Raw genomic sequence first — 15,035 nt, forward strand, 5'->3', positions numbered from 1 at the left:
TTAACGGATGCCCTGCCCGATCAGCACGCCTTCAACGGTTTGCCCGTACAGATTGACGCCGTCATTGGCGTGAAACTTCACACGGGTTTTCTCGACCGAGCCCTCTATCAACCGTGGGTCTTGCGGCCGCTCGTGGCTGTTGAGGTAGGCCGCCACGTCCCAGGCCTGCTCATCACTCAGGCTGCCACCCTTGCCCAGCGGCATGTTGTGCTTGATGAAGGACGCCTCCGTATTGAAACGGTGCATGCCTGCGCCCCAATTGTAGGAGTCTTTACCCCACAACGGTGGCATGACGTAGCTGTCGCCACCCTTTTGTCCCTGCCCTTCGCCGCCATGGCACACCGCACACTGGTCTTTGTACACCTCGGCGCCCCGGGCCAGGCTTTAGCCTTTGGCGGGCGGCGCCACGTCCGGGTAACCTCGTCCCGGCAGCTCGACACCCAAGGGCGCCTTGCTGGCCAACCAATAGGCGTATACCGACAGCGCGGTAATTTCGGGGCTATCTGCCGCAGGCGGTGTGCCACCGTTCATGCTGAACTGGAAACAGCCTTGCAGACGATCGGCAAAGGTATTGACCTTGTCGTTCTTTTTTCGATAGGCCGGGTACATCGGATAAGCGCCCCACAGCGGTGCCGAATTGGCCAGCCGGCCCTGGTCCAGGTGGCAGTTGCTGCAGTTGAGGCCGTTGCCGACAAATTGCGGTGCCAACCGCTTGGTGTCCACAAACAAGGCGTAACCCTGCCTAACGAGCTTGCCGTAGGCGTTGTCAGGCAATTCACTTTCTTGGGGCGGCTGGAACGTAGCAGAGACAGGCGATGCGGTTGGGTGCAACTGCGACTGCGACTGGTCTTCCATGGCGACCGTTGCCGCATGCGTCGGCAGTGAAATCAGCAAGGCGAATACGGGTGCAAACCTGAAGGCCTTCATGGCTTGACCTCCTGGTGCAGCGACGCGAAATACTGCGCGCCCCCCTGCACTTCTTCCGGGGTCAGCGCCTTGGCGATGTGCCCCATCAGGTCATTGGGGTCATTGCGCCGCGTGCCTGCCTGCCCGGCGACCAATTGTGCGCTCAGATAGGCGGCCGGCTGACCTGCCAGCGGCGGGAATGCACTTCCCACACCGGCACCTGCAGGCCCGTGACAACTGACACACGCAGGAACTTGCCGCTCCCACGCCCCTTGCAAAGCAAGCTTTTGCGCAGCAGTACTCGGCATTTCGCTACGGTGCACGGTTGCGGATACGGGCGCAGGCATCGCCGCCAATGTTAGGCTGAGTGCAGAAATTTCCGCCTCGGTCAGGACTTTGGCCAGCGGCTGCATCACCGGATTGATGCGCTCCCCGCTGCTGAAATCTGCCAACTGCTTGCGCACATACTCGGCCAAGCAACAGCAGCGCACCTCCCAGCAGAACTCGCTCAAACGAATCATCACGACTCCATTCTTATAGTTATATGCTTAGGCCTTAAGCGCATACGCCTACAAGTGGTAGGGTAATGATCCGCTGACGATAACCGTCAAACCTCATGCATTAAAAAGCCCGGCCCCACAACAGCGGGGCCGGGCTTCTTTATCGGATGTTGGCGCATGGGTGAAACGCGGGGAATCAGCCGGAAATGCAATCCTCACCGGCTTTTTTCACGTCACCTGGGCGGATAGGCACGTTGGCCATGCTCTCATAGAGCTTGATGCTACTGCCGCTGGAGCGTTCTTCAATCTCGAAGATCGCCGAAGGGTCAGCCGAATACTTCTGCGGCACAATTACCTGCACACCATCCTTGTGGGGCTCGATCTGTGGAGGCCGGCGAGTCGTCGACAACTTACGCACGACACAGGCGGCATATTCCTGTGGTTTCTTCCCGGAAATGACCGACAACGTCGGCGGGGTCTGCTTGATATCTGCAACCGAAGCACACCCACCTATTGCCAAGGCCAGAACCAACACACTCCACTTCATACAAAAACCTCCGATAAAGACCCTACGACAGCGGGGATGGTAATTTTCTCCCGCCAAAGTAGGATTTATCCCTGATAACTCGGTAAATAACTGTTTTAAATTGTCGAAGTCGTCGACGACGGCCCGATAATAAACGCGCTGGGGCTGATAAACTCTATCTTAACCTACGTATCATTCTGATTTTTCAGAAAAAGCCCTTCTGGAGACACCCTCATGAAATTCATCCACCAGCGTGAGCACCTCAACGAGGGAGACATTGTCGTCATCGAATGCTCGCAGACCTGTAATATCCGTCTGATGAGCGATGCGAATTTTCGCAGCTTCAAAAACGGTGGTCGTCACACCTACCACGGCGGCGCCTTCGACAAGTTCCCGGCCAAGATCACCGCACCCAGCACCGGTTTTTGGAACATTACCCTGGACGTGGTCACACGCCGCGCCATCAGTGTCACCCGCAAACCTGCGTTGTCCCACAAGATCCGCATCGTTCGTCGCACTAGCTCCAAGCTGAGCTGATCCGCATATTCGACAGGAAACCGCTGTGAACACCACGACCAAATACGTCATCAAATACAAACTCAACGGCGAACGTCGCTTCGAATTCGCGCAACTGCAGAGCAACAGCGTAGAAGAAGCCAAGCAAGCCCTGGCTAAAATTCACGACACCACCGATGAAATTACCGACATCAACGTGAGCAAGGCGCTGTAAGCCATGCCCGGCCCTACAGCCGATCTGTTTGCTGAAGAAGCCCTGCAACAACCCGCAGGGCGCGAACAGATTGGCGCAGAGTCCTACGTGCTCAGAGGCCACGCCCTGCCCTGGATCGATCGCCTTCTGCCTGAACTTCGTCGCATCCTGGCCCAGTCACCCTTTCGTAAAATGACCACACCCGGTGGCTTTACCATGTCGGCGGCGCTAAGCAGTTGCGGCGAACTGGGCTGGACGACGGACGCCAGCGGCTACCGTTACAGCCCGCTTGACCCACGCAACCAGCAACCCTGGCCCGCCTTGCCGGAAGCGTTGCGCCAACTGGCCGTGCAGGCGGCCGCCGAGGCCGGGTTCAACGATTTCTCCCCTGATGCCTGCCTGATCAACCGGTATGTGCCGGGCGCCAAGATGTCGTTGCATCAAGACAAGAACGAGCGCCGCTACGATGCCCCGGTGGTGTCCGTGTCCCTTGGCTTGCCGGCGATCTTCCTGTTCGGTGGTCATGAACGCAGCGATAAGACGCAGAAAATCTCGCTGTTCCATGGCGATGTGGTGGTTTGGGGTGGCGTCGACCGCCTGCGTTTCCACGGCGTGATGCCGATCAAGGACGGCACGCATCCCGTCATGGGCCCCCAGCGCATCAACCTGACATTTCGCACCGCGGGCTGATTTGACCGCAAGGTTCAGAGTGCCAGGAACGGTCAGCCCCGCTAACCTGCCCATGAACCGTCAAGAGTGCTGGCCATGAGCAACGAACAAGATCCCCGCTGGGCCGCCATCGTGGCCCGCGACCCCAAGGCCGATACGCAGTTTGTCTACGGCGTAAAAACCACCGGTGTGTATTGCCGCCCCAGCAGCTCTTCCCGCCTGCCACGCCCGGAAAACATTGAGTTCTTCGACACCGGCGAACAAGCCGAAGCAGCAGGTTATCGCCCGAGTAAACGGGCCGCCGGCGACCAGACTCAAGTTGCCCTGCACCATGCCCGGCTGGTCGCTGACGCTTGCCGGCTGATCGAGCAAGCCGAAACGCCCCCTGACTTGGAAACCCTGTCCAAACAGGCCGGCCTGAGCCCCTTTCACTTCCACCGCGTATTCAAGGCCGTGACCGGCCTGACGCCCAAGGGCTACGCCAGCGCTCATCGCTCGCGCAAAGTGCGCAACAGCCTCAAGGGCCCGCATTCGGTCACCGACGCCTTGTATGACGCAGGTTTCAATTCCAATAGCCGTTTTTATGAGTCTGCCGACCAACTGCTCGGCATGAAACCCAGCGATTACCGGGCTGGCGGCACCAACAATCAAATCCTGTTTGCCGTAGGCCAATGCTCACTGGGCGCGATTCTGGTAGCTCAGAGCATGCGCGGCGTGTGCGCGATCCTGCTGGGGGACGACCCCGACAAACTGGTGCGCGACCTGCAGGACCAATTCCCCAAGGCCGAGCTGGTGGGGGCTGACCCACACTTTGAACAAGTGATCGCCCAGGTCGTTGGCTTTATCGAAGCGCCCGCGCTGGGGCTGGACTTGCCCCTGGACCTGCGCGGTACAGCCTTTCAAGAACGGGTATGGCAAGCGCTGCGCACCATTCCGGTGGGCAGCACCGCCAGTTACGCGCAAATCGCCCAGCAAATCGGCGCGCCCAAGTCCTTTCGAGCCGTGGCCCAGGCCTGTGGCGCGAACAGCCTGGCGGTCGCCATTCCGTGCCACCGCGTGGTGCGCAGTAATGGTGACCTGTCTGGCTACCGCTGGGGCGTGGAGCGCAAGCGGCAGCTGCTGGAACGGGAAAGCCCGTCCGAAGCCTAGCGAATGCCGATATGGATGAACGCCAGGTCCGGGCCCTGATAAGCCTCAAAGTCCGTGACAAACGCACGAGCCGGCACGTCAGGTTGCTCGAAGTACGTCCAGATCTGCTGCCAGGCGTTGATGATCGCCTGAGGCATCGGCCCGCGTGCTTCAAATACCAGGTAGTTCCCCGGCTCAATAACGAGGCTTTCAAAACCCAGGGAGGGCGCGCCCGTCGCAACACCTGCGGTCACATCAAACAAGCCACTGGCATCGGATTCATAGCCGCTATAAACCCCGTAGACCGGTGAGCCCGGTTGTTTGCCGGGGATCGCCTCGTACAACCCTTCACTGTAAAACCGCTGCCACATCGGGCCGATTTTTGCGCTCGCTGGCTGCGATTCATCGGCGTTACGTGTGCGAACCTTCAGACCCGACACGGTGAATGCTGCCTTCAGTTGTTCCTTGGTGACGTGCAAAGCCTTCTCCTTTTAAAGCTTGAGTTTTCGTTTGCGGAATTCGGCGACCTTATGCCGATTGCCACACAACGCCATGCTGCACCAGCGGCGTTTGTGGGCCTTGGTCCGGTCATAAAACCACAGGATGCATTCCGGGTGTTCACAGCGGCGAATCAGGGTGAAATCGCCCGCCACCAATAAATTAGCGGCTGCCTCGGCGATCGGCGACAGAAATTGTTCGGCCGTCTGCTGTTTGCGCTGGCGTTCCAACTGAGGTGCCCCCGACGCCGGCCACACCAGTTGCGGATGGCTGACCGCCTTGCGCAGAAAACTGTTGAGGGCGGCCGGGTTGCCGGGCTGGTCGTCCTTGCGCAGCTTTACCAACTCACGAATCACTTCACGCAGTTGCCGCGCCGCGTTCAGCAAGGTGCCGGCTTCAAACTCGGGAACACTGCCCTCCTCGACCCATCGCAAGCGCACCAGCCAACGCTCCACATCGGCATCGGTTTGCCAGAAATCCCACGGCACGCCGTCGATGTTGGCCAGGGTGTTGAGCATGTCCAGCACCGGGTCATCGGCCAGGACATAGGGCTCGTCAGGGACGGCTGGGGGGACGGTGATTGCCATGGGGGATCCTCTTGAACATCACGCGATAGTAACCGCTAACCAGCAGGATGGGTAGTTACAAGTGACGAAAAGCTAACCTGAATAATTACGTTGACAGGTTACACGTTTGAGCGCAGCTTTAAAAATAGCTAACCCGTAAACACACTTTATCAAGTTACAAAGGTGCCCTCATCATGTCTATCCAAGCCCCTGTGATTCGCTACCAACACGTCGATGTCGATGGCGTGCGCATGTTCTACCGTGAAGCCGGTGACCCAGCGGCCCCGGTCATGTTGCTGCTGCACGGTTTTCCCAGTTCGTCCCACATGTACCGCGACCTGATCCCCCTGCTCGCCAACCGCTACCGGGTGATCGCGCCGGATTTGCCAGGCTTTGGCTTCACCGAGGTGCCTGCCGAGCGTGACTACCACTACAGCTTCGACAACCTGGCCGTGACCGTCGGGCATTTTGTCGATGCGCTTGAATTGAGCCGCTACGCCCTGTACGTCTTTGACTACGGTGCTCCGGTCGGGCTGCGATTGGCCGTGGCGCACCCGCAGCGGGTCAGTGCGCTGGTCTCGCAAAACGGCAACGCCTACCTCGAAGGCCTGGGGGATGCCTGGGCACCGATCCGCCAATACTGGGCCGAGCCGACCCAGGCCAATCGCGAAGTGATCCGCCATGCGGTGATCAGCCTGGAAGGCACGCGCTATCAGTACCTGCACGGTGTCACCCAGCCTGAGCTGGTCGCGCCGGAGTCGTACATGCTGGACGTGCTGTTGATGCAGCGCCCGGGCAACGATGAGATCCAGCTCGACCTGTTCCTCGACTATCGCAACAACCTCACGCTGTACCCGGCGTTCCAGGCGTTCTTCAAGGCCACCCAGGTGCCAACGCTGGTGATCTGGGGCCAGAACGACCCCTTCTTCATTCCACCGGGCGCCCACGCCTACGCGGGTGACAACGCCAACGCCGTGGTCGAGTTACTGGACACTGGCCACTTCGCCCTGGAAACCCATGCGGCCCACATTGCCCAGCGCATTCACGCCGTACTGGGGCAGGCCATCGACTGATGGCACGGCACGAAACACCGCCTTCGTCCAGTGAATAAAACAGACTGGCCGGGTGCCAGGGGCCCTGTTAAAACAGCGAAAAGTCTTACTCACGCTGGAGACGCACCCCATGAGCACCTGGCCAGACACGCGCATTCTTGACCTGCTGGGCATCGACCTGCCCATCATCCAGGCCCCCATGGCCGTGGGCACGACCACCGCCATGGTGATCGCTGCGAACAACGCCGGCGCACTGGGTTCACTGCCCGCCGCAGCCTTGAGCATCGAGCAGCTGCGCGAGGGGTTAACTACCATCCGCCAGGCCAGCACGCGGCCCATCAACGTGAATTTCTTCTGTCACCAGCCACCGGCGCCCGACGAGGCCCGTGACCGTCGCTGGAAGGCATTGCTGGAACCCTACTACCGCGAATTGGGCGCCGATTTTGAAGCGCCAACCCCGGTGTCCAACCGCGCGCCATTCAACGAGGCTGCTTGCCAGGTAGTGGAAGAATTCCGCCCCGAGGTCGTCAGCTTTCACTTCGGCCTGCCGGAAAAAGCCTTGCTGGACCGGGTAAAAGCCACCGGCGCCAAGGTGCTGTCGTCAGCGACCACGGTGGAAGAAGCGATCTGGCTGGAGCAACATGGCTGCGATGCAATCATCGCCATGGGCATTGAAGCTGGCGGCCATCGCGGCCTGTTCCTGAGTGACGACCTCAATACCCAGATCGGTCTGTTCGCCCTGTTACCGCAAATTGTCGACGCCGTCGCCGTACCGGTGATTGCCGCAGGCGGTATCGGTGACGCCCGCGGTATCGTCGCGGCCTTCGCCCTGGGCGCCTCGGCGGTGCAGATCGGCACCGCGTACCTGTTTACCCCGGAGGCCAATGTCACCGCGTCTCATCACTACGCGCTGCGCCATGCCCAGGCCAGCGAAACCGCGCTGACCAACCTGTTCACCGGCCGCCCGGCACGGGGCATCGTCAACCGGGTGATGCGTGAGCTGGGCGCGATCAACCCGGCAGCGCCGGCCTTCCCCACGTCCGGTGGTGCGCTGATTCCACTCAAAGCCAAAGATGAAGCGGGTTTCAGCAACCTGTGGTCGGGCCAGGCGCTGCGCCTGGGTAAGGATATCTCCACGTATGACCTCACACGTCAATTGGCCGAGCAGGCGTTGGCCAAGCTCAAATAGATCTGACACTTGGGGCAACTTTGCACTGTACCGGCAATGGCCAACCGCTATATATTCCCATACATAGCGGTTAAGCCTTCTACCTATAACAAGCCGTACAACCCCAAGGAGCTGCTTCATGATGATCCGCGCCTCACGCCTGGCCCCCACGGCCCTGGCCACCCTGATTGCCGCCTTCGCATTCGGTTCGGCCCAGGCCGATGAAGTACAGGTGGCCGTGGCCGCCAACTTCACCGCACCGATCCAGGCCATCGCCGCCGACTTCGAGAAAGACACCGGCCACAAGCTGGTCGCCGCCTACGGCGCCACCGGTCAGTTCTACACCCAGATCAAGAACGGCGCACCGTTCGAAGTGTTCCTGAGCGCCGACGACACTACCCCGCAAAAACTCGAAACCGAAGGCGACACCGTCAAAGGCTCGCGCTTCACCTACGCCGTGGGCACCTTGGCGCTGTGGTCGGCCAAAGAAGGCTACGTGGATGCCAAAGGCGACGTGCTGAAGAAGAACGAATTCAAGCACCTCTCCATCGCCAACCCGAAAGCCGCGCCTTACGGCCTGGCCGCCACCCAAGTACTGGCCAAAGAAGGCCTGACCGACAAGGTCAAGGACAAGATCGTCGAGGGCCAGAACATCACCCAGGCCTATCAGTTTGTCTCCACCGGCAATGCCGAGTTGGGCTTCGTGGCCTTGTCGCAGATCTATAAAGACGGCAAAGTCACCAGCGGCTCGGCCTGGATCGTGCCGGCTTCGATGCACGACCCGATCAAACAAGACGCGGTAATCCTCAACAAAGGCAAAGACAGCGCCGCTGCCAAGGCACTGGTTGAATACCTCAAGGGGCCAAAAGCTGCCGCGGTTATCAAATCCTACGGTTACGAGCTGTAAATGCCCCTGTCGAGTGCCGATTTTTCCGCTATCTGGTTGACCATCAAACTGGCGTCACTGACCACCGTGATCTTGCTGGTCATCGGCACTCCGATTGCCCTGTGGCTGTCGCGCACCCGCTCCTGGTGGCGCGGCCCCATCGGGGCGGTCGTGGCCTTGCCGTTGGTGCTGCCACCCACGGTGATCGGCTTCTACCTGCTGTTGACCATGGGCCCCAATGGCTACTTCGGCCAGTTCACCCAATGGCTGGGCCTGGGCACCCTGACCTTCAGCTTCGCCGGGCTGGTGATTGGCTCGGTGATCTATTCCATGCCGTTTGTGGTGCAGCCGTTGCAAAACGCCTTCTCCGCCATCGGCACGCGCCCCCTGGAAGTGGCCGCCACGTTGCGTGCCAACCCGTGGGACACGTTTTTCACGGTGATTTTGCCCCTGGCCCGCCCTGGGTTCATCACCGCGTCGATTCTCGGCTTTGCCCACACCGTCGGTGAGTTTGGCGTGGTGTTGATGATCGGCGGCAACATTCCCGACAAGACCCGCGTGGTCTCGGTGCAGATCTACGACCATGTCGAGGCCATGGAATATGCCCAGGCCCACTGGCTCGCCGGCTCCATGGTGGTGTTCGCGTTCCTTGTGTTGCTGGCGTTGTACTCCAGCCGTAAATCCAAGATGGGCTGGAGCTGACTGCGATGATCGATGTACGCCTCAACTTAAACTACGCGGGCTTCGCCCTGAGCGTGGACCTGCACCTGCCCGGCCGGGGTGTGACCGCGTTATACGGGCACTCAGGCTCCGGCAAGACCACTTGCCTGCGCTGTATCGCCGGGCTGGAGCGCGCCGAAGACGGCTTTATCCAGATCAATGACGAAATCTGGCAAGACAGCCGCAGCGGCCTGTTCGTGCCACCGCACAAGCGCGCCCTGGGTTATGTGTTCCAGGAGGCAAGCCTGTTTCCTCATTTATCGGTGCGCGCCAACCTGGAATTCGGCCTCAAGCGCATCAAACCCGAGCAACGCCGGGTGGACATGGCCCAGGCCACCGAATTGCTGGGGATCGGTCACCTGCTGGATCGTCACCCGCAGCACTTGTCCGGTGGTGAGCGACAGCGCATCGGCATTGCCCGCGCCTTGCTCACCAGTCCGAAACTGCTGTTGATGGATGAACCACTGGCGGCGCTGGACAGCAAGCGCAAGGGCGAGATCCTGCCGTACCTTGAACGCCTGCACGATGAGCTGGACATCCCGGTGCTGTACGTCAGCCATGCCCAGGACGAAGTGGCGCGGCTGGCCGACCACATCGTGTTGCTGAGCGACGGCAAGGCCCTGGCCAGCGGGCCGATCGGCGAAACCCTGGCGCGGCTCGACCTGCCCATGGCCCTGGGCGACGACGCCGGTGTGGTGGTCAACGGCACCGTCAGCGCCTACGACGCGGACTATCAACTGCTCACCCTGCAACTGCCCGACAGCGCCTTGCAGATGCGCGTGGCCCATGCGCCGTTGGCGTTGGGCAAGCAACTGCGGGTCAAGGTCCAGGCGCGGGATGTGAGCCTCAGCCTGCAGGCCGAAGAGCACAGCAGCATCCTCAATCGCTTGCCAGTGACAGTCACTCAAGACATCACGGCCGACAACAACGCCCACGTGCTGGTGCGCCTGGAGGCTGGTGGCACGCCGTTGCTGGCGCGCATCACGCGCTTCTCCCGCGACCAGTTGCAGCTGCACCCCGGTCAGGTGCTATGGGCACAGATCAAGGCGGTGGCGGTACTGGCCTAGCAAAGCTTTTGGCACGACCGCACGCGCGTGCGGTCCATCAGACATACCGGTCTGATTCGTTGCCAAGGAAGTTGCACCATGCCCGACTCTGCATTGCTTGCCGACCTGCCCCGCGACCTGCATTACGTTGACGATACCCAGCCGGGTATCCATCGCAAAACGTTGCGCGGCAAGTTCCAGTACTTCGATGCCAAAGGCACGCGTATTACTGACGCGGACGAAATCCAGCGCCTCAATGCGCTGGCGGTGCCGCCGGCCTATACCGATGTGTGGATCTGCGCCGACCCGCGCGGCCACTTGCAAGCCACCGGCCGTGATGCCCGAGGCCGCAAACAGTACCGCTACCACGCGCGCTGGCGTGAAGTACGCGACACCGACAAGTACTCGCGCTTGCAGGCGTTCGGAGAAGCCCTGCCCAAGCTGCGCAAGCAATTGGAAGCACAGATCGCCGAGCCTGGTTTCACCCGTGAGAAAGTCCTGGCCACGGTGGTGATGCTGCTCGACGCCACGCTGATCCGCGTCGGCAATACCCAATACGCCCGCGACAACAAATCCTACGGGCTGACCACCCTGCGCAACCGCCATGTGGACATCCAGGGCAGCGAGATCCTGTTCCAGTTTCGCGGCAAGAGCGGCGTTGAACACCAGGTCAGCGTCAAAGACCGCCGCTTGGCCACCGTGGTCAAACGCTGTCTGGAGCTGCCGGGGCAGAACCTCTTTCAATACCTGGATGAACAGGGCGAGCGCCATACCGTCAGTTCCCACGACGTCAACGCCTACCTTCACACGCTCACCGGCGCAGACTTTACCGCCAAGGACTACCGCACCTGGGCCGGTACGGCGCTCGCCCTGGCCGTGTTGCGTGAGCTGGAGTGGCAACCAGAATCGGATGCCAAGCGGCACGTGGTGGCCATGGTCAAGGCGGTTGCCAAGCAACTGGGGAATACGCCGGCGGTGTGCCGCAAGTGCTATATCCACCCGGCCGTGCTGGAGCATTTCAGTCTGGGCGAGCTGTCCAAACTGCCCAAGCCTCGGGTGCGCAAGGGCCTGAAAGCCGAGGAAGTCGCCTTGGCGATGTTTCTCGAGCAACTGGCCGCTGACTTGCCGAAGGCTGCCCAGGTGCGCTAGCCTTTGCCTCCCTTCTGACTTACGGGACGACCGCAAACGTGAACAACTAAGCCTTCCAAAATGTATATGCAACAAGCCGCACGGCGCGCTTGTTGGCCTGTTAGACATTTTTTTGGAGGTGCTGATGACTCACGTCAAACGGCTGCCCGCTCTCGTTTCCCTGCACCACGTGTGCTTCCAGTTCGCCAATGGCGAGACCTTGCTGGAAGACCTTGACCTGTCCATTGATCGCACACCCACCGGCATTGTTGGCCGTAATGGCCTGGGTAAAAGTATCCTGGCCCAGTTGCTCGCCCGCCAGCTGGCCCCTTCTTCTGGCACGGTAGAGGGGGCGGCGACGGTGGCTTACGTGGCCCAGACGCTGGCCGTTCAACCCGGGGAAAGCATCGCGGACATCACTGGGACCGCCACGACACTGGCGGCCCTTGAGCGCATGGCACAGGGTCAAGCGCAGGCTGTCGACCTGGAACTGATCGACGAGCGCTGGGATCTCGCCGAGCGCCTGCACTCGGCGCTGGATGCGGCGGGTTTGTCTCAGTTATGCGCGGATACGCCGGCTGACCAACTCAGCGGCGGCCAACTCGCCAGGGTCGCGGTGATCGGTGCGCTAATGGCCGCACCCGAACTGTTGATTCTCGATGAACCCACCAACCACCTCGACAGCACCGGCCGCGCCTGGTTGCTCCAGGTGCTGGAGGATTGGCGTGGTGGGCTGGTGGTGGTCAGCCATGACCGACAATTGCTGAACACGATGCAGCGCATCATCGAACTGTCGCCCCTCGGCGCCCGGGTGTTTGGCGGCAACTACGATGCCTATCGCCTGCAGCGCGATACCGAACAACACGCGGCTGTCGCGGCCCTCGAGCATGCCCGCCTGGAGCGAAGTCGCGAACGGCGGCGCCTGCAAAAAGACCACGACAGCCTGCAACGCAATGCCGCGCGTTCGCGCAAACACGCAGAAACCGCCAACGTCGACCGGTTTACCAAGGCTCGCTGGAAAGGTGCCGCCACGGAAATTGTCAGCACCGTGCGCAGTGCCCATCACGCCCAAAAAAACCAGCTCGATGCCCAGGTGCGCCAGGCCTATGAACGGGTGATCGATGAAACGCCTACGCTGTTGGCCCTGCCCGGCTCGGCACTGCCCAACGGCCGTAGCGTGCTGACCGTGGAAAATGCCCAATTACCCTGGCTCGATCCGCGGGCACCCGCGAGCTACGTCACGCTCAACCTGTCAGGGCCTGTGCGCGTGGCTATCCAGGGGCCGAACGGCTGCGGCAAATCCACCTTGCTCAAGCTGCTCGCAGGCCATTGGCAAGCCATCAGCGGCGAGTTTGCGGTGCACGTATCGAATGCGTATATCGATCAGCACCTGGCGCTACTGGACGATCAACGCAGTGTCCTTGAGCAGCTCAACCTGCTCGACACGCCGTTGGCTGAAGCTCAATTGCGCACGCGCCTGGCCTTGCTGCAACTGGATGCCACACGTGTGACCCAACCGTGTGGCCAATTGAGCGGCGGCGAGCGCCTGAAGGCCGCAATGGCCATTGCCCTATGGCGCGAGGTGCCTGCGCAGTTGTTGTTGCTTGATGAGCCGACCAACCACCTGGACCTGGAATCGGTGCGGGCTTTTGAACAGGCGTTGCAGGGATTTTGCGGGGCAATGCTGGTGGTTTCCCACGATGAAGCGTTCATGCAGGCGATCAAGCCGACCCACGTGTTGGGGTGGCACGCCGAAGGCTGGTGCTTGGAACAGAGGGAATGAGGAAGAGGCCCGCCCGACGTTTCGGCCTCGACGTCCGTGTACTGGTAAAGAGCCATCACGTCGAGCGAGCGGGAGAATGATAGGCCAATGTCCGGCGGCTGTCCCGCCGGGTTTTTCCGAATATGACTAAGGCAAAGGATTACAGGCAGGTCGCGAGGGCCGCCAAGCGCCGTTGGGCGACCATGCTGGTCTCGGCTGCAAAGTAATTGACCGTGGAGCCGGCACCGGCGCTGCGCACGTCGACGAAGTAATCGCCACCGGTGGTGTAGACGGTAAAACCACCCGCCTCGATCGGCTCCTTGAACCCGCCGGCGTCGACGCCGAATACGGTTTCATCCTGCCAACCGAACTGCACACATTGGGCAACCACCAGAGGAGCCTTGTCCGACGCCAGGGTCTTGTAGGGCGTGCCAGCGCGCGCGTCTTTCATCTTCGAGCCCGCGCAACCGGACAGTGCTGCCACCACCAACGCGCCAATCACCAGCTTGTGCATGCCATCGCTTCCTTGGAAAAAAAACGCGACTCTACCATTAAGCTCCCGTGGGGGCTGCTTCGCTGACAGCTGGATGAATTTAGTTTCACTGTGAAAGGACAAGGGCCCGCCTATAGTCGGCAGGCTCATTTTTAAGAAGTCTCCCTTCTGCCCGCTCTCCCGCGGGCTTTTTTTCGCCGGCGGTTCAGAGCCACCAGCGAAACAGATAGAACAACGCCATGCTCAGCAACACGGTGATCAATACGCTACGCGTCCAGAACATCAGCGCGACGGCACTGATGCCTGCCAGCAGGTAAGGATTGGCCGGGCTCAGATTGAGCTTGTGGTCAGCCAGGAAAATGATTGGCCCGCAAATCGCCGTCAGCATGCCAGGCACGGCGAACCCGAGAAACTCCCGCGCGCCACGGTTGAGGCGCACCGGCAGGCGCGGTTCGATAAACAGGTAACGGTTGAAAAATACCACCAGGCCCATGGCCACGATCATGACGTAGATCATTGCTGCCCGACTCCCAGCCGCTTGCAGGCATACCCTGCGCTCATCCCCAATACCCCGGACACCACCACCGCCGATTCCCAGTGCAGGTAACTCAGCCACACCGAGAACAGCAAGGACACGGCCACGCACACCACCGTCGGCACGTCACGCACCACCGGCGTGATCAAGGCAATGAACGTCGCAGCAATCGAGAACTCCAGCCCCAGTTGATCAAGCCCTGGGATGCTTTTGCCGAGCACAATGCCGGCCAGGGTGAAGAGGTTCCAGGCGATATAGAAGGTCAGGCCCACGCCCAGCGCATACCAGCGGTTAAAGGTTTCGCGGTCATAGTGGTTGACCAGTGCAAAGAATTCATCGGTCAGCAAGAAGCCCAGGCTCATGCGCCAGCGGGTGTTGAGTGCCGATAATGTGGGGCGCATGTGCATGCCGTAGAGCAAATGCTGGGAGGTCAGCAGCAATGTGGTCAGCACGATGGAAATCAGGCTGGCGCCACCCTTGACCATGCCGATCGCCACCAATTGTGCGGCGCCGGCAAACACGATGGCGGAGAGCCCTTGTGCTTCCAGCGGGCTGAATTGCGCATCGATCGCCATGGAGCCGGCCAGCAGCCCCCACGGTGCGCAGGCAAGGGATAACGGAATGACGGCGATGGCGCCGCGAGCGAAGGCGTTGAAAGGGACGGCAGTAGGCATGGAAACGGCTCATCGACAAACAGTCGACAAGCATGCCAGTGGAAAAAAGGCTTGTCTTGAACGATCGTG

Annotated in this window: 18 protein-coding genes and 1 pseudogene; 11 read left to right on the forward strand and 8 right to left on the reverse strand. The window is 60.8% G+C overall.

All coding sequences use genetic code 11. From position 1 onward, the window contains the following. The 3 genes and pseudogenes from AC07OV_RS03590 to AC07OV_RS03600 all read right to left on the reverse strand — a co-directional run bounded on the left by AC07OV_RS03590 (position 1) and on the right by AC07OV_RS03600 (position 1,953). Positions 1–927 (reverse strand): annotated as a pseudogene (locus tag AC07OV_RS03590) (c-type cytochrome). Further along, positions 924–1,427, reverse strand: a complete 504-nt coding sequence (locus AC07OV_RS03595; RefSeq protein WP_494995846.1) for a c-type cytochrome — start codon at positions 1,425–1,427, stop codon at positions 924–926. The pseudogene AC07OV_RS03590 and the gene AC07OV_RS03595 overlap by 4 nt, the downstream one beginning before the upstream one ends. Before the next feature lie 175 nt (positions 1,428–1,602). After that, positions 1,603–1,953 (reverse strand): hypothetical protein, encoded by a 351-nt coding sequence (locus tag AC07OV_RS03600; protein ID WP_176996021.1) that lies wholly within the window; start codon positions 1,951–1,953, stop codon positions 1,603–1,605. A gap of 213 nt (positions 1,954–2,166) precedes the next feature. Between AC07OV_RS03600 and AC07OV_RS03605 the strand changes: the two genes are divergently transcribed. From AC07OV_RS03605 to ada, 4 genes are all read left to right on the forward strand, one after another. Beyond that, positions 2,167–2,469 carry a DUF1883 domain-containing protein gene (locus AC07OV_RS03605; protein WP_003191319.1) on the forward strand — a complete coding sequence of 101 codons (303 nt, stop codon included), beginning with the start codon at positions 2,167–2,169 and terminating at the stop codon, positions 2,467–2,469. Positions 2,470–2,494: 25 nt separating this feature from the next. After that, positions 2,495–2,662 carry a hypothetical protein gene (locus AC07OV_RS03610; RefSeq protein ID WP_176996020.1) on the forward strand — a complete coding sequence of 56 codons (168 nt, stop codon included), beginning with the start codon at positions 2,495–2,497 and terminating at the stop codon, positions 2,660–2,662. A 3-nt stretch (positions 2,663–2,665) separates the two neighbouring features. After that, positions 2,666–3,331, forward strand: coding sequence for a DNA oxidative demethylase AlkB (gene alkB / locus AC07OV_RS03615; protein WP_495091559.1), 666 nt, complete (start codon positions 2,666–2,668; stop codon positions 3,329–3,331). A gap of 75 nt (positions 3,332–3,406) precedes the next feature. Next, positions 3,407–4,459, forward strand: coding sequence for a bifunctional DNA-binding transcriptional regulator/O6-methylguanine-DNA methyltransferase Ada (ada, locus tag AC07OV_RS03620; RefSeq protein ID WP_494995848.1), 1,053 nt, complete (start codon positions 3,407–3,409; stop codon positions 4,457–4,459). On the opposite strand, the gene AC07OV_RS03625 is transcribed toward ada, so the two are convergent. Beyond that, a complete protein-coding gene (locus AC07OV_RS03625; RefSeq protein ID WP_495091560.1) occupies positions 4,456–4,917 on the reverse strand; it encodes a GyrI-like domain-containing protein in 462 nt (153 codons plus the stop codon). The genes ada and AC07OV_RS03625 overlap by 4 nt on opposite strands. A gap of 12 nt (positions 4,918–4,929) precedes the next feature. Further along, complete coding sequence (locus tag AC07OV_RS03630) at positions 4,930–5,523, reverse strand: CGNR zinc finger domain-containing protein (protein WP_495091561.1); 594 nt, start codon at positions 5,521–5,523, stop codon at positions 4,930–4,932. Between the two features lie 173 nt (positions 5,524–5,696). Between AC07OV_RS03630 and AC07OV_RS03635 the strand changes: the two genes are divergently transcribed. The 7 genes from AC07OV_RS03635 to AC07OV_RS03665 all read left to right on the forward strand — a co-directional run bounded on the left by AC07OV_RS03635 (position 5,697) and on the right by AC07OV_RS03665 (position 13,285). Then, complete coding sequence (locus tag AC07OV_RS03635; protein ID WP_495091562.1) at positions 5,697–6,575, forward strand: alpha/beta fold hydrolase; 879 nt, start codon at positions 5,697–5,699, stop codon at positions 6,573–6,575. A gap of 109 nt (positions 6,576–6,684) precedes the next feature. Next, a complete protein-coding gene (locus AC07OV_RS03640; RefSeq protein ID WP_495091563.1) occupies positions 6,685–7,743 on the forward strand; it encodes an NAD(P)H-dependent flavin oxidoreductase in 1,059 nt (352 codons plus the stop codon). A gap of 118 nt (positions 7,744–7,861) precedes the next feature. Then, entirely contained in the window at positions 7,862–8,629 is a 768-nt protein-coding gene (gene modA, locus AC07OV_RS03645) for a molybdate ABC transporter substrate-binding protein (protein WP_494995853.1), read from the forward strand. Next, positions 8,630–9,310, forward strand: coding sequence for a molybdate ABC transporter permease subunit (gene modB, locus AC07OV_RS03650; RefSeq protein WP_120448673.1), 681 nt, complete (start codon positions 8,630–8,632; stop codon positions 9,308–9,310). It begins immediately after the preceding gene. Between the two features lie 5 nt (positions 9,311–9,315). Continuing rightward, positions 9,316–10,395 (forward strand): molybdenum ABC transporter ATP-binding protein, encoded by a 1,080-nt coding sequence (gene modC / locus AC07OV_RS03655; protein WP_494995854.1) that lies wholly within the window; start codon positions 9,316–9,318, stop codon positions 10,393–10,395. Between the two features lie 78 nt (positions 10,396–10,473). Beyond that, a complete protein-coding gene (locus AC07OV_RS03660) occupies positions 10,474–11,523 on the forward strand; it encodes a DNA topoisomerase IB (protein WP_495091564.1) in 1,050 nt (349 codons plus the stop codon). A 124-nt stretch (positions 11,524–11,647) separates the two neighbouring features. Further along, positions 11,648–13,285 (forward strand): ABC-F family ATP-binding cassette domain-containing protein, encoded by a 1,638-nt coding sequence (locus AC07OV_RS03665; RefSeq protein WP_495091565.1) that lies wholly within the window; start codon positions 11,648–11,650, stop codon positions 13,283–13,285. 139 nt (positions 13,286–13,424) lie between these two features. Here the strand turns inward: AC07OV_RS03665 and AC07OV_RS03670 are convergent, their stop codons facing one another. The 3 genes from AC07OV_RS03670 to AC07OV_RS03680 form a co-directional block, all read right to left on the reverse strand. Beyond that, entirely contained in the window at positions 13,425–13,778 is a 354-nt protein-coding gene (locus AC07OV_RS03670) for a hypothetical protein (protein WP_176996009.1), read from the reverse strand. 184 nt (positions 13,779–13,962) lie between these two features. Then, positions 13,963–14,274 (reverse strand): AzlD domain-containing protein, encoded by a 312-nt coding sequence (locus AC07OV_RS03675; RefSeq protein ID WP_494995857.1) that lies wholly within the window; start codon positions 14,272–14,274, stop codon positions 13,963–13,965. After that, positions 14,271–14,966, reverse strand: coding sequence for an AzlC family ABC transporter permease (locus AC07OV_RS03680; RefSeq protein WP_176996007.1), 696 nt, complete (start codon positions 14,964–14,966; stop codon positions 14,271–14,273). Before AC07OV_RS03680 ends, AC07OV_RS03675 begins: the two co-directional genes overlap by 4 nt. Positions 14,967–15,035 lie beyond the last annotated feature (69 nt).

It is taken from the genome of Pseudomonas sp. GW821-FHT09A09 (assembly GCF_059418405.1).